The organism is Photorhabdus thracensis (assembly GCF_001010285.1).
Lineage (GTDB): Bacteria > Pseudomonadota > Gammaproteobacteria > Enterobacterales > Enterobacteriaceae > Photorhabdus > Photorhabdus temperata.
In genome coordinates this window covers 1,627,391-1,642,221 of the sequence record NZ_CP011104.1, presented here as the reverse complement: position 1 = coordinate 1,642,221, position 14,831 = coordinate 1,627,391, and the positions used below count along the sequence as shown (strand labels likewise).

Sequence of the window (14,831 nt, the reverse complement as noted above, 5' to 3'; positions counted from 1 at the left end):
TTCCTCTAAATTTTTATGCCATCCGTTTGTCCGTACAGAATTCATCAAACCTTAGTTGGCAACCTGCTTTCTTTTTGTTGTTCCCATCAGACTCATTTCAACAACTAAAGAGATTTCTCCATTCAGCCAGATCGGAATTTCCAACGTACCGTATAACGAACCATCAACGTCGAATGTATCCTTAGGTAGGATCGTATATTCGATGCTTGGCATTTCATCCGGGATTTGGCGATTGAGCAGGGTTGGAGAAAAACTCACTGTATGCATAACATGCAACACGATAAGGTCTTTGAGGCATATTTCATCATGTCCCTGTTTGCCGAAATAGGTTTTAAATTCCGTGGCTAGTGCCGTTTTTGCACTTTGCTGCATGAAAAGATAAAAAATCAGGGCATCAAGAAAAATCCAGAACTCATTGACTTCGGGGAAGGTGTTTTTGAATTCAATAGATTTTTTTATTGTCTCTTGTATAGGAACTTGACACTGTGGTTTTTCAGGAAATCGGGTTTTTTTCGAAAAATCGAAACGACTATAATGACCAACCAAAGGTTTCAGGCTTGTTGTTTCATCTTGCAGATTAAAGGTTGTTTTCCCATTCGGGTCAGTGTGCTTAGTTTTGACGCAATAGCAGGCATCCAGAGGCACTGGATTTCGCAAATTAACGTGCCACTGTCTGCCCATTCCCTCGTTTGATTGTGACAAGTAATCGTATCCGCTTTTGAGAGGGATCATTGCCAGCATACCGTGTACGGCAATACCGCCTAATCCGACTTCTTTTGCGATTTTTTCATCAAAATGGATGGGGTTATAATCTCCAGAGAATTTAGCCCATTGACTGAGATCTTTTTTACTGAATTGAACGTTCATCTGTCGGCTTTCCTGAAAATAAGTGCACAGTTTGTGCCACCGAATCCATAGTTAACATTTAAAGCAATATCAATAACTTGGTTAGTTCGGTGGGTGTTGGGGACGTAATCCAGATCGCAGAGTGGATCAGGATTATTCAAGTGCATAGTCGCGGGAATAGTTGCGGTTTCCATTGCTTTAATACAGAAAATGGACTCAATTGCTCCTGCTCCGGCAATAAGATGGCCTGTGTAGGATTTTGTACTGGAAGTAGGAATACGGTAGGCGTGTTCTCCCAGGCTCATTTTTAAAACATCGGTTTCGTTAATGTCGTTTAACGGGGTTGATGTGCCGTGGGCATTGATATAGTGAATATCTGACGCGGAGAGTTTGGCCTGTTCCAGTGCTGCCTGAATTGCCATAACCCGTCCTTGGCAATCTGGTGCCGGTGCTGTCATATCTGATGCGTCAGAGTAATTTCCATAACCGACGACTTCCGCCAGTATTTTGGCTCCTCTGGCAACAGCACTGTCATAATCTTCAAGACATAATATTGCTGCACCTTCTGACATCACAAAGCCACTACGATCTTTGCTGAATGGACAGCAAGCTTTTTCGACAGATTCCTGTTCTTTGCTCAGTGCACCAAGGATATCAATGCTCCAGACGATGAATGGATCTCTGATACTTTCACCGCCCCCTGCCAGCATCATTTTAGTGCGTCCGCTACGGATAAGTTCAAAAGCATCACCTATTGCCATACTGCCTGTTGCACAAGCTGCCACCGGGGTATTCTGATATCCCCGTAGATTCCAGTTCATTGAAATAGCCGCCGTACCTACGCTATGCATAGACATAATATTTGTCATGGGTGAGGCAATACCTTGGTCAGCGTAGGAATTGCTGTTTTCGACGGTTGCATCTTCTCCTCCCCAGCCAGTACCAAAAATGACACCTCGTTCAAAAGGGGAATAGCTTTCATCAAGAGCGGTTTTATCGTGACCAAATGCTATTTTGATTGCTTCATCCGCAGCAATCAGTCCAAGTTTGCTGAATTTGGGAAGGTTCTTTAGCAGCTTTTTGGAAAACCGTGATACATCAGGAGAAAAAGGTATGTTGCCGAAGAATTTTGCTACGACAGCAGTATCTGGGTGAACTTCCTTTTTGTAGCCTACACGATAGTTTAGGATTGCATCCCAAATTTCCTGGGTATTTTGCCCAAGAGAACAGATAGAGCCATAGCCTGTGATGGCAACGCGGCGGTAGCCAGTTTGAAAATTCATGAAACATTATCTCCAAAGGTAAGTTCCTGGTGACATGCTTTATTTTTTAATACAACCAAATAATGGGGTTGGTAGATAAAAGCATCACAAAAATGAATGTTAGCCATGCTGTGATATGTCATAGACAGCTAACATCCAAATACATTAATAATGATTATTTTGTTAATTCACGGACATAATTGACAAAATCACCGATTGTCGTTGTTTCATTTCGCTGGAATTTATCGAAGTTCAGCTGAATACCCATTTCTCTTTTTAAAGCAACCTGAATAGAGACAAAATCCAGACTTACCAGGTGAATATCATCAAGCAGGGTGTCAAGGGTGATATCCTCTGGTTCAATATCAGTTAATTCAGTAATTTGAGATTGCAGTAATTCAAACAGTTTCATATTAATATCCCCTTAAAATATAAAGAAATGTTGGCGGAGCTTAAGTGCAGTAATATAGGTATTAATGGTTAATAAATAAGTTATTCCTGCTACACCGTCTTTTAAATACAGTTTTGCTGTTATTCCTGGGTGTTTAACGGTTTCCCCGAAATTTTCAGCAAGTTATAAGTTTCTTGTTTAATCGCGCTAGCCAGCATCTCAATATCATTTTGGCTTGTGGTATATCCAAAACTGATACGTACTGCACTATCGATACGATCATTAGGTAGCCCCATCGCCGCCAGAACATGAGAACGTTGTGTTGATTTGTTATTGCTACAGGCTGATCCTAAAGATAAAGAGACTCCGTGACATAAATCCAGTCTGCTGGCTAATGATTCAGCACGGACGCCAGGGAAACTTAAATTTAGTGTCCAGGGGGCCTGAAATGCTGGGTTTGTATTGCCATTAATTAGGTAGCTAACATGGTGCTGCTCTAGCAGAGATAGCAAGGTTTCTCTGAGCGTTTTGCAGGTATTGAAATGTTCTTGCAATCCATTCAGTGATTCTTTAGCTGCCGCCGCCAGTCCTGCAAGGCCCAGAGTGTTTTCAGTGCCGCTGCGTATTCCTTGTTCTTGTCCGCCACCGTGCAGCAAGGGGTTCAATTGAATACCTGGTGCATGATAGAGCCCACCAATACCTTTAGGGCCATTAAATTTATGGCCGGAGAAAGAGGCAGTCGTTATGCCAGAAAGCGTGTCACAGCTAAAAGGAAGTTTACCAATAGCCTGTACTGCATCTATGTGTAAATAGATACCAGCCTCTTTTGCTAAAGAGGCGACAGCTTCATAGGGCTGTATCACTCCGGTTTCGTTGTTAATCGCCATCAATGTGATCAGGCGTGTTTGTGGCCGCAGGTTTTCCCGGATGCTTTGTACACTTATCCGCCCCTGATTATCAGGATCGATCAGCGTCAGTTGGAGCCCGCGTTGTTGGTACCAGAGTAACGGCGCCAGAACAGACGGATGCTCAATAGAAGAGCTAATAACATGATATGCAGACAGATCCGAACCGGAAAACGTTGCTAACAGGCTGGACAATGCCTGGTTATTACTTTCGGTTCCTCCTGATGTAAACAGGATTTGTTCAGGTACAGTGCCCATTAATGATGCCATAGATCTCCTGGCGTCAGTGAGCAAATTTTTAGCCATGTCGCTTAAGCTGTAGTGGCTGGACGGATTAGCAAAAACAGACAAAGCATCTTTAATCGCCAACTGGGCTTTAACACTTAGCGGTGTCGTGGCGTTGTAGTCGAAGTATAGGCTTGTCATATTTTTCCCTTTAACTGCTCAAATAGCTTATGCAGCATATCAAGACAGTGTTGCTGGGCGGGTTCTAACTCGCCTAATAACGCATCAATTCCTTCAGGTGATAATGCGTTCAATTCTTCGAGAGTCTTACCTTTAACGTGGCGACAAAACTGGTTCGACATTGCCAGGGATGCTGTGCATCCCCATGCGCGGAAACAGGCATTATTTACCCGCCCTTGACTATCCAGTGTCAGGTCGATATCAACCTTGTCACCACAGACAGGATTGCCTAACGCCAGTTTAATTGCGGGGCTGGATAACGTCCCCTGGCAGTCAGGATTGCAAAAGTTGTCAATAATGATGTTGTTAAACATAATTCCACCTTGCTATTTATACAGCGGGTGTAGTTGGGGCAGCTTCATCATCTGACATTTTTCTCTCAAGGTTGACTGCACAACAACCAAACTCTTTAGCGGCGGCAGTACGCATAATAAACTGAATCCGCTGAGAATTACGCCAGGATTTGTTAGGATCGGTACGCAAGTAGACCAAATCTTCTGTCAGTAACATACCTGGGGTGGAAACAGAAAGTGGATCCAGGATCACCAATTGCCCTGTTTCACCATCAGGTAGTTCGCGTGATAAATCATTAGGATCACGGACGGAGAAATGAATATAAGGAGGAACATGCTTATGATTATATTCATCTTCTATGGCGAGAACGTTTGCTTCAACCAGACCATACATATCACGTGTTCGGGATACGGGAATTCCCATCCATTCTTCGATATCTGCATTGAGTTCACTGCGGGAGATCATATCCCCGGAAAAACGCTTCCAGCCGCCCATAGTGATCACCATGCTATCGCTATCTAAAGTGAGTTTGGTGTTATTCTCTTTTAAGAACGTGATAAAACGATGAATCATGAATGGAGGGCCGATTAAATGCCGGGTAAATTTACCTTTCCATTGGATTAATTGATTCAGCGAATCTTCCGGGGAAAAACGATCCTGATTAATCATATAGCGTCGGGTATCTAATAAACCTGTCAGGAAATTAAAGATCTTGACCAGCGCCATTTCTGGAATATCTTCTGTTGAAGGGCATAAGCATAGGCCTGCACCACCAGATAATTTGAACATGCTGCGATAATTAGAATAAACAGCCAATACTGTGTGGTCCATCGTATCGTGGCAACGGCGATAAACACTGGGAATTCCGCTCGTGCCGGTAGAACGCATTTCATGTTCGATTTCAGAGAGTGGTTTGCTTAATAAGCGATGACTTTCGGCTGATTTATAAGTTGCAACAGGTATCAGTGGGATGCGAACTAAATCATTATAACCCTGGATATCTTCTGGCTTAATACCTTGTTTTTCACAAATATCTCTATAGTAAAGGTTATTGTGATAATGAAAATGAAACGCATCTTTAAGTAGACAGGTTTTTAACTCTTGCTGCTCTTCTTTGGGCAGCTTATAGAGAAAGTCGACATCTGCCATTAACCATTTCAGCGGATTGCCTCCACGGGATTTTATACCATCATATATACTTTTGATATTTTCCATTTTTTCATCTCCGGTAGGGTAAAGAGTCGATAAACTCATCTTTGTTTATTATAAGTTATAGCAATAAAGCATAAGTTACGTAGGAAAAAAGGATAGTGATTAATAATTCCATTTTATTGAATAAATTGGCTATATTATTGTTCTGATTATTATATGGATCTGTCAATATTGTTAAAATTATGATAAAAATAGCTGATTTATTCAAAATGCTCACTTCAATACGAATATGACCAGTTAATTCAAGTGGTTTTTTCAATTGTGTTTTATATTTTTGTGAAGTCCGTTGTTTTTTGATCTATTGAATGTTTTTTTATAAGTTTTTTCATTGTCCTAAGATTGAGATAGTGATAAAAATAAAATATAGATAAATTCCGAATTAAAAACGAGTACGCATGATGAAAATGGATTGCTTAATTGTGGGTGCCGGTCAAGCCGGATTAAGTTTAGCTGCTATTCTCACGGCTAAGAATATTAATGTCTGCATATTAGAGCGAGAGGCGCGTATTGGTGATGTGTGGCGCAGACGCCCTGATAATATGTTGTTATTCACTTCACGTGGTATGACTCAGCTTCATGGCTTGCCGTTTCCTGGAATTGAAGATGGTTATCCGGATAAGCATGAAGTTGCTGATTACCTTGAGCGTTATGCTTCACACCATAACCTGACGATACATACTCAAACTGAAGTGGTTGAAGTGAAGCATGATAAAAGTGGCTATAGCGTTAAAACAAAAGATGGGAAAGTATTTAACGCACCTTGTCTGGTTAATGCAACAGGAGCTAATCAATTAGCTGATATTCCGGTACTTTCTGTACAACTGTCTACTGATATACAGCAAATTGGGGCGGATCAGTATAAGGAACCTAAACAAATTAAAGCAGGCAGCAGAGTCGCTGTTGTTGGTGATGGTGCCAGTGGTCGCCAGATTGCCAAAGATTTAGCGGCGACAGCGAAGGTGACGTTATTTTGTGGCTCTTACCGTCCTCTCTTACCTAATAGAATAATGGGCAAAGATATCTTTTGGTGGTTAAGTAAAAGCGGTCTGTTGTTTGCCAATTATTACAGTCTGGTAGGGAAAATTATGCGGCGGCGTAATCCCATTCCTTGTGGAGAGCTGAAAAACCACCGGTTAGCCGCTTTTGGTATAAAAATAGCGAATAGATTAGTTGATATAAAAGATAATAAGTTATGTGATTTGTCTGGCAATCAATATGAGGTCGATACTGTTATCTGGTGTTTGGGGTATAAAGATAATACGGTGTGGTTAACTCTTCCCGGTGTTGCGGATGTCAACGGATTCGTTTGTAAAAATGGGCATGAAGAAGGTGGGAAAACACCTTACCCTGGGTTATTTATCGTCGGGCGGAAATGGTTGAGTAGCCGTGGTTCTGAGCTTATGTTAGGTGCTTATAAAGACACAAGCCGAGTAGCTAAATGGGTAGAAAATTATCTAAAAGAGCATGTATCATTAAAATGAATAATTAATATAGGATAGTGATATTCCACTCTGTATGTTTTATTTGTTGTGAATTCATGGGTTATTGGGTGGTATGGATATGTTGTTATTCTGAATTCTGTATCATTACTAAGATTGCATAATATTGAGAATAGAATGATACAGAATCGCTAACATATTGGATTTGATAATGATAACTATAAATAGAATTTATTTATTTTAGATAATTTATCAAAAATACTATTTATTCATGATTTAGATATTCTGTCTTGGAAAATTTAAACCTGCTAACGCTGATGAAAAATTGGATTGTTTTTGTTGTGATTGTTGCGTTCTATTCATACTGGCATTTTTTAATTCAGAAGGCCTTAACCCATATAGCATCATACAGGTACGACTGAAATGTGCACTGTCGGAAAATCCGCTATTACAAGCTAATAACGTCAGTGAGTCCGATAAATGTATCTCATTAATAGCATGATGCAGACGTTTCCATAATAGATAACTGCGGAAATTAGTCCCCATTTTTTCCCGAAATAGATGTAAGAACCGACTTTCTGATAAATAGAGCTGATCTGATATTTCACGGGAAGATATACATTTAACGGGTAATTCAGTGATAAGAGAGGCAGCTTTCATGATCCGTTTATCCTGATAACAGTGACAGTCTTCTATTTCACCTAATAGGTTGTTTAGGATAAAAATATCTGGAGCGGTTTCTGATTGTAAACAATTAATAAAATAATTTGCTATCAAATCGGATGATTCTTGACTTAAATATATTATATCTGAACCCATCATCTGATGTGATAATAGATGGTATAGGGGATTGGCTGGATCTATCAGTAAATTAAAACAGGGTTGTCCTTCTGAATGTAATTTATGTTTAATATTAGAAGAAATAATGAATCCATGCGCTTGTTTCGATTCATTTTCAGTGTCAATTCTCATCAGTGAATTATGTGGCGATACACTTAATTGTATGCAAGGATGGTGATGCCACTCTGTTTTCATATTATAAGAGAAAACGAGATCTTGTAGGTGGAATTTATAGAATTTAATAAAATATGGTGCTTTGTCTATTTTATGTAACATAATATTTTCCTTTATTAAATCATTTTGTGTGTTTGAATTAATTGTTTTATATAATTATGATAAATTAATGATATTATTTTTCAATTAAATTAAATCTTAAGTGATTATTATTGGTAACTATATCATGAAAATATTGTTAAATGCTTTCTGTGAAATTTAAAATACCTCCTGTAATATCAAGTAAGAAATTATTTCATTATTATAAGATATTATTATGACATAGAAAAAGAATCACTTTCCACTGTGTTTTCAGACGGTGGAATATTCAATGTTGTTGTTTTTACTAGCCAATTTCAACAACGCCTGAATTTCTCAGAGTTAAATGGCTATTATTCAATTGATATAATTAAAAGTATTTTCTTTAGTAACATAATTAATGACCAAAAATTTAATCAGGGACTAATGTTTTCATATAATTATTATTGATTACTTATAACTTATATTAAACATATTATCATGAAAACAATATGGTTATTTTTTTATGTTCTTTGTGAATTATGTCACATGAATCATAAGTATATTGGAATAATGCCAAAAGTGAGTGATATCAGACTTGTAATGAACAAGAACACCTGCTAACGCAGTTCCTTATAACAACCCCCAAAATGCTTTAATCAAGGGTTCATTCAGCCGTTTTCTCTGTACACATATACCTAATTCGAACGGATCCACCAGAGAAATATTGTCCAGTAACGATATGCGATTGCGTACTGGTTCAGGACTGTTCTCTACCACTACGTTGGGAATTAATGCAACGCCACAACCTAATGCAACCATAGAAACAATGGCTTCGTGACCGGACACTGTAGCGTAAATCAATGGGTTGTTAATTTTATGGTGGCGAAACCAGAACTCAATGCGCTTACGTGAAGGGCCGTGCTCCGGCAAAATAAAGGGAATGTTATTCCAGTCGGGGCACTCTTGTGTGGCGAGTGCCCGTACAGTACAGGGAAGGGAAGGCGAGATCAGTACCAACGGTACTTCACCGATTTTGGTGAAACTGACATTATCTGGCAATTTTTCCGGCTTACCGGCGATTCCTAAATCGGCATCATTAGACTGTATCTTATTGACTGCATCTGCGGCATCACCGGTAGTGAGTTTGATTTCAACCAGAGGATGCTCTGCGCGGAAACGATCAAGGATCTGTGGTAAGTGGCTGTAAGCCGCAGTCACTGAGCAAAACAGGCGTAATTCGCCACTTAGGGAAGGGCTTTGCTGATTCAATGAGTGCTGTAGCTGCTGATATTGCAATAGTGTCTGTTGGGAGAACTGTTTAAATTGCTCGCCGGCAAATGTCAGCTTTACGGTGCGATTATCCCGTAAGAATAATGGATGCCCCAATATATCTTCAATACGCTGGATTTGGCGGGATAGTGTGGATGGACTGACGTGCATTGCTTTTGCTGTGCGGCCAAAATGGCAGCTTTCAGCCAGATGCAGAAACAGTTTGAGATCACGTATATCCATAGTCCATTCTCCTTTTCCTGCCCTATAATCAGTATTGCATAAAATGCAATGCGGTATTGTTAATATATCAATTTAAGCAATGCCTTTCATGTCATATATTAAAAATATACAAACACCTCATGGGGTGGGGAAATTTAAAAAATAGTCGCAGCGCTTGATTGCTGAACACAACATGATAACGGAGTCACTAATGGCTAATTATTTTAATACACTGAATTTGCGTCAGCAGTTGGCGCAGTTAGGTAAATGTCGTTTTATGGCGCGGGAAGAGTTTGTTGATGAGGCAGGATATTTAAAAGGTAAAAAAGTGGTCATCGTTGGTTGCGGTGCGCAGGGGCTGAATCAAGGTCTGAACATGCGTGACTCCGGTTTGGATATCGCTTATGCCTTGCGTAAAGAGGCTATTGAAGAAAAACGGGTTTCGTGGCGTAAAGCAACCGAAAATGGTTTTCAGGTTGGTACTTATGAAGAGCTGATTCCGCAGGCTGATTTGGTTGTCAACCTGACGCCGGATAAACAACACTCTTCTGTTGTTTGCGCAGTTCAGCCGCTGATGAAAGAAGGTGCTGCGCTGGGTTACTCTCATGGTTTCAATATCGTTGAAGTTGGTGAGCAGATCCGTAAAGACATCACCGTTGTGATGGCAGCGCCTAAGTGCCCTGGCACTGAAGTTCGTGAAGAATACAAACGTGGTTTTGGTGTTCCTACCTTGATCGCGGTTCACCCGGAAAACGATCCGAAAGGTGAAGGGATGGCGATCGCTAAGGCATGGGCAGCGGCAACAGGTGGTCATCGTGCAGGCGTTCTGGAATCGTCTTTCGTTGCTGAAGTGAAATCTGATTTGATGGGTGAACAAACCATTCTGTGCGGTATGCTACAGGCAGGCTCATTGCTGTGTTATGACCAGCTGGTGGCGGAAGGTGCGGAACCGGGCTATGCCGGAAAGCTGATCCAGTTTGGTTGGGAAACCATCACGGAAGCACTGAAGCAAGGTGGTATTACCCTGATGATGGATCGTTTGTCTAATCCGGCAAAACTGCGTGCATATGCTCTGTCTGAGCAGTTGAAAGAGATCATGACGCCACTGTTCCAGAAACATATGGATGATATCATTTCTGGTGAATTTTCTTCCGGTATGATGGCTGACTGGGCCAATGATGATAAGAATTTGTTAGATTGGCGTGAGGAAACGGGTAACACTGCGTTTGAGAATTCACCTGAATATGATGGCAAAATCAGTGAACAGGAATACTTTGATCATGGCGTTTTGATGGTTGCTATGGTGAAAGCCGGGGTTGAACTGGCATTCGAAATTATGGTGAATACCGGTATCATTGCTGAATCTGCATATTATGAATCTCTACATGAATTGCCGCTGATTGCTAATACAATCTCTCGTAAGCGTCTGTATGAAATGAACGTGGTTATTTCTGATACCGCCGAATATGGTAACTATTTGTTCTCTCATGTTGCGGTTCCATTGCTGAAAGAGAAGTTTATAGGTTCACTACAGGCAGGTGATTTAGGTAAGTCTGTTACGGATAGTGGTATTGATAATGCCCAGTTGCGTGATGTTAACGAGGCTATCCGTAACCACCCAATTGAAGTCGTTGGCCGTATATTACGTGGCTATATGACAGATATGAAGCGTATTTCTGTTGGTGGTTAATATCAGATTTTAGTTAAGGATAGGGGGGCGAAATAAAATTCGTCCCTTGAAATTTAATATTATCAACCTGTAGGGCTTCTTTTCCTTAATTAAAGAAAACGGCGTTTCCTCTCCCTCTTTCTGCTACAATTCCAGCCTCGAAGCACTGTCCTGATATAACTCATTAAACATCATGCGATTAAATCCCAGCCAACAACAAGCAGTTGAATTTGTTACCGGTCCTTGTCTGGTCTTGGCGGGGGCGGGTTCCGGCAAAACTAGAGTGATCACGAATAAGATTGCCCATCTTATCCGTATTTGTGGTTATCAGCCTCGTCATATCACTGCTGTTACTTTTACTAATAAAGCCGCTCGGGAAATGAAAGAGCGTATAGCACAAACTTTGGGACGCAAAGAGGCTAAGGGGTTAATGATCTCTACTTTCCATACGCTGGGATTGGAAATCATTAAGCGCGAGTACAAAGCATTGGGAATGAAAAGCAATTTCTCATTGTTTGATGATCAGGACCAGATGGCTCTACTGAAAGATTTGACAGCCGATTTACTGGAAGGAGATAAAGATTTACTACAAAAATTGATCTCTTCCATTTCAAACTGGAAAAATGATCTGCTTTCTCCTCAACAAGCTACGGCATTAGCTCGTTCTGCTCAAGAGCATCAGTTTGCTGAATGTTATCGCCGTTATGATTTGCACCTGGCGAGCTGTAATGTATTGGATTTTGACGATCTGATTACCAAACCGACATTGCTGATGCAGCGTGATGAAGAGGTAAGGGAACGTTGGCAAAACCGTATCCGTTATTTGTTGGTAGATGAATATCAGGACACCAATACCAGTCAATATCAACTGGTTAAATTGCTGGTGGGACAAAGGGCCCGTTTTACGGTGGTGGGTGATGATGACCAGTCGATCTATTCATGGCGCGGCGCAAGACCACAAAATCTGGTGTTACTGAAAGAGGATTTTCCGAAGCTTAATGTGATCAAACTAGAGCAAAACTACCGTTCTTCCGGTTGTATTCTGAAAGCGGCTAATATTTTGATTGCAAATAATCCTCATGTGTTTGAAAAGCGCCTTTTTTCTGAACTGGGTTATGGTGATCCGCTGAAAGTCATTATGGCTAATAATGAAGAGCATGAAGCGGAAAAAGTTGTCGGGGAACTGATTGCACATCACTTTATCAATAAAACCCAATATAAAGACTACGCTATTCTCTATCGGGGAAATCATCAATCCCGGGTGTTTGAAAAAATGCTGATGCAAAACCGCATTCCTTACCGGATTTCTGGCGGTACTTCTTTCTTTGCTCGCCCTGAAATTAAAGATCTGCTGGCTTATCTGCGGGTGCTGACTAATCCTGAGGATGACAGCGCATTCCTGCGGATTGTTAATACGCCAAGACGTGAAATTGGTGCGGCTACAATTCAAAAATTGAGTGAGTGGGCGAACCAGCGTAATAAAAGCCTCTATCAGGCGAGCTTTGATCTTGGTTTGGAACAAAGCCTGACTGGCCGTGGGTTGGCGGCACTACAGCGTTTTACTCATTGGATGGATGAGATAGCCTGTCAGGTTGAGCAGGAACCTTTGCTGGCGGTGCGTGATTTGCTGCATGGTATGGATTATGAAAGCTGGCTGTACGAAACATCACCGAGCCCGAAAGCCGCTGAAATGCGGATGAAAAATATTAATCAGCTATTTACTTGGATGAGTGAAATGCTGGAGGGTGATGAATTGAACGAACCAATGACTTTATCTCAGGTAGTCACGCGTTTCACATTGCGGGATATGCTGGAGCGGGGAGAAGAGGGTGAAGAGTTTGATCAGGTGCAATTGATGACTCTGCATGCCTCTAAAGGATTAGAGTTTCCCTATGTGTTTTTGGTCGGTATGGAAGAAGGGCTATTACCTCATCAGAGCAGTATTGATGAAGAAAATATTGATGAAGAACGACGATTGGCTTATGTGGGAATCACTCGCGCTCAACGGGAGTTATTTTTTACTTTATGTAAAGAGCGTCGCCAATATGGTGAATTAATCCGTCCTGAACCAAGCCGTTTTTTACATGAGTTGCCACAGGATGATTTACATTGGCCGCAAGATAAAAAGATAGTTACTGCTGAAGAGAGAATGCAAAAAGGGCAGTCGCGCATTGCGGATATTAAGTCGCGTTTAGGTCTTGGGCAAAAAAATAAGCAGTAATATAGATTAAAGATTCCCTGTATCAGAGAGATACAGGGAAAATGATTGAGTTTCTTAGCTAATCTGTTCTTCCAAAACAAGTGACCATTGAACATGACTTTGCCACTGAATTTCCTGCTGTAAAGATTCCGCCCGCAGAGGGTGTTGAATTAGCCAGTCATGAGGCAGCGTTACCATCAGCGTTTCACCAATCACTTTTAAACCCAGAGCAGCTGGGAGTGTGTTATCTCGGCGACGGCTGGTGAATATGATAGCCAACCGCAGCAGGCGGCATAAACGTTGAACTTGTTTCAGAGGCAAAGTGTTTTGTTGACTGAAGGAAATCAAATCAATCGTGCCACTTTGGTTCTTCAGCAGTGTGGCTAATAGTTTTTTCTGTGCAGGAGTATAGCCAGGGAGATCGAGGTAATTGATAAGATAGGCTGCGTGTGAGGGGGCTTGATGGAAATCAACACTCAACCCAATTTCATGTATCAGGCAAGCGCTTTGTAATAATTCATGACATCGGCTATCCAGCTCCCAAGGTTTAGCAATTTGTTGTAAGAAGTGCTCAGCCAATTGTTTGACCCGTTGAGATTGTTCAGCATCCAACTGAAAACGACGTTGTATATTACGTAGGGTTCTGGTGTGAATATCTTGTTCTATCGGCAAATCCAGCATGCCGTAGACAAGGCCTTCTCGTAAAGCGCCGCCCGCAAGGATCATACTTTCAATATTTAATGCCTGAAAAATAGCTATCAAGATAGCCAGACCACTAGGGAAAACCAGAGCCCGCTCCAGCGTCAATCCCTCTATTTCCAGCTCTTCCAGCTTACCGCATTCAATTGCTTTATGTTTGAGTCCCTGGAGTTTTGGCAAAGTGATCAGCTCATCCATACCCTGAGCAATCATGATTTCTTGCAGAGCCTGAACGGTGCCGGAGGCTCCGACACAGATTTGCCAGCCTTGTTCGATAAGCTTTGGAGCAATAGCTTTCAGCGTTTCATGTGCGGCCGCTTCGGCTTTGGCGAAATTTTCTTCCGTTAGGCTGCGGTCATGAAAGTAGCATTCAAGCCAGGTAACACAGCCCATACTCAGGCTGGATAACTGGGTGGCTTTTGCCCTATTCCCAGTGACCAGTTCTGTACTTGCCCCGCCAATATCTACGACTAAACGTTTTTCAGGGCCACCGGTTGTGTGGGCAACACCTTGATAAATAAGCCGAGCTTCATCTTCGCCGCTGATTACTGTAACCGGGCAACCAAGGATTTCTGATGCTTTTTTCACAAATTCACCTGAATTTCCGGCGATACGCAAAGTTGCTGTAGCAACAACGCGGATTTGTGATGGTGGTATATCCTGTAAGCGTTCAGAAAAAACCCTGAGACATTGCCAACCTCTCTCCATTGCTTGTTGAGATAGGTGGTTATTTTTATCCAGTCCCGTGGCCAGTCTTACTTTACGTTTGATTCGTGTCAGTATTTGAATACTGCCGGATATTTCACGCACAACCAGCATATGGAAACTGTTTGAACCCAAGTCGATAGCCGCATAGAGCGAAGAAGAACTCAGCATCATTTAAT

Annotated in this window: 12 protein-coding genes; 3 read left to right on the top strand and 9 right to left on the bottom strand. The window is 41.5% G+C overall.

Annotated features, from left to right (window positions below):
• Positions 1 to 51 precede the first annotated feature (51 nt).
• From VY86_RS06675 to VY86_RS06650, 6 genes are all read right to left on the bottom strand, one after another.
• Positions 52 to 867 carry a MaoC/PaaZ C-terminal domain-containing protein gene (locus tag VY86_RS06675; protein WP_046974386.1) on the bottom strand — a complete coding sequence of 272 codons (816 nt, stop codon included), beginning with the start codon at positions 865 to 867 and terminating at the stop codon, positions 52 to 54.
• Entirely contained in the window at positions 864 to 2,129 is a 1,266-nt protein-coding gene (locus VY86_RS06670) for a beta-ketoacyl-[acyl-carrier-protein] synthase family protein (RefSeq protein WP_046974385.1), read from the bottom strand. The genes VY86_RS06675 and VY86_RS06670 overlap by 4 nt, the downstream gene beginning before the upstream one ends.
• A 154-nt stretch (positions 2,130 to 2,283) precedes the next feature.
• Complete coding sequence (locus VY86_RS06665) at positions 2,284 to 2,520, bottom strand: acyl carrier protein (RefSeq protein ID WP_021322826.1); 237 nt, start codon at positions 2,518 to 2,520, stop codon at positions 2,284 to 2,286.
• Positions 2,521 to 2,639: 119 nt separating this feature from the next.
• A complete protein-coding gene (locus VY86_RS06660) occupies positions 2,640 to 3,830 on the bottom strand; it encodes a cysteine desulfurase family protein (RefSeq protein ID WP_046974384.1) in 1,191 nt (396 codons plus the stop codon).
• Positions 3,827 to 4,183: an iron-sulfur cluster assembly scaffold protein gene (locus VY86_RS06655; RefSeq protein WP_021322824.1), complete on the bottom strand. Its 357-nt coding sequence runs from the start codon at positions 4,181 to 4,183 to the stop codon at positions 3,827 to 3,829. The genes VY86_RS06660 and VY86_RS06655 overlap by 4 nt, the downstream gene beginning before the upstream one ends.
• A 16-nt stretch (positions 4,184 to 4,199) precedes the next feature.
• Positions 4,200 to 5,378, bottom strand: coding sequence for a LuxE/PaaK family acyltransferase (locus tag VY86_RS06650; RefSeq protein ID WP_046974383.1), 1,179 nt, complete (start codon positions 5,376 to 5,378; stop codon positions 4,200 to 4,202).
• A gap of 392 nt (positions 5,379 to 5,770) precedes the next feature.
• On the opposite strand from VY86_RS06650, the gene VY86_RS06645 reads away from it, so the two are divergent.
• The gene (locus VY86_RS06645; RefSeq protein ID WP_046974382.1) at positions 5,771 to 6,856 is read left to right on the top strand and encodes a flavin-containing monooxygenase; all 1,086 of its coding nucleotides are present in this window, start codon (positions 5,771 to 5,773) and stop codon (positions 6,854 to 6,856) included.
• A gap of 234 nt (positions 6,857 to 7,090) precedes the next feature.
• On the opposite strand, the gene VY86_RS06640 is transcribed toward VY86_RS06645, so the two are convergent.
• On the bottom strand, positions 7,091 to 7,930 hold the full coding sequence (locus VY86_RS06640) for an AraC family transcriptional regulator (protein ID WP_046974381.1): 840 nt from the start codon (positions 7,928 to 7,930) through the stop codon (positions 7,091 to 7,093).
• A 588-nt stretch (positions 7,931 to 8,518) separates the two neighbouring features.
• Entirely contained in the window at positions 8,519 to 9,400 is an 882-nt protein-coding gene (gene ilvY, locus VY86_RS06635) for an HTH-type transcriptional activator IlvY (protein ID WP_046974380.1), read from the bottom strand.
• A 190-nt stretch (positions 9,401 to 9,590) separates the two neighbouring features.
• Between ilvY and ilvC the strand changes: the two genes are divergently transcribed.
• Together ilvC and rep are read left to right on the top strand one after the other, a co-directional pair.
• Positions 9,591 to 11,069, top strand: a complete 1,479-nt coding sequence (ilvC, locus tag VY86_RS06630) for a ketol-acid reductoisomerase (RefSeq protein WP_046974379.1) — start codon at positions 9,591 to 9,593, stop codon at positions 11,067 to 11,069.
• Between the two features lie 172 nt (positions 11,070 to 11,241).
• Positions 11,242 to 13,269, top strand: a complete 2,028-nt coding sequence (gene rep / locus VY86_RS06625) for a DNA helicase Rep (protein ID WP_046974378.1) — start codon at positions 11,242 to 11,244, stop codon at positions 13,267 to 13,269.
• Between the two features lie 54 nt (positions 13,270 to 13,323).
• Here rep and gppA read toward each other — a convergent pair whose 3' ends face one another.
• Positions 13,324 to 14,823 (bottom strand): guanosine-5'-triphosphate,3'-diphosphate diphosphatase, encoded by a 1,500-nt coding sequence (gene gppA / locus VY86_RS06620; RefSeq protein ID WP_046976752.1) that lies wholly within the window; start codon positions 14,821 to 14,823, stop codon positions 13,324 to 13,326.
• Between the last annotated feature and the right edge of the window lie 8 nt (positions 14,824 to 14,831).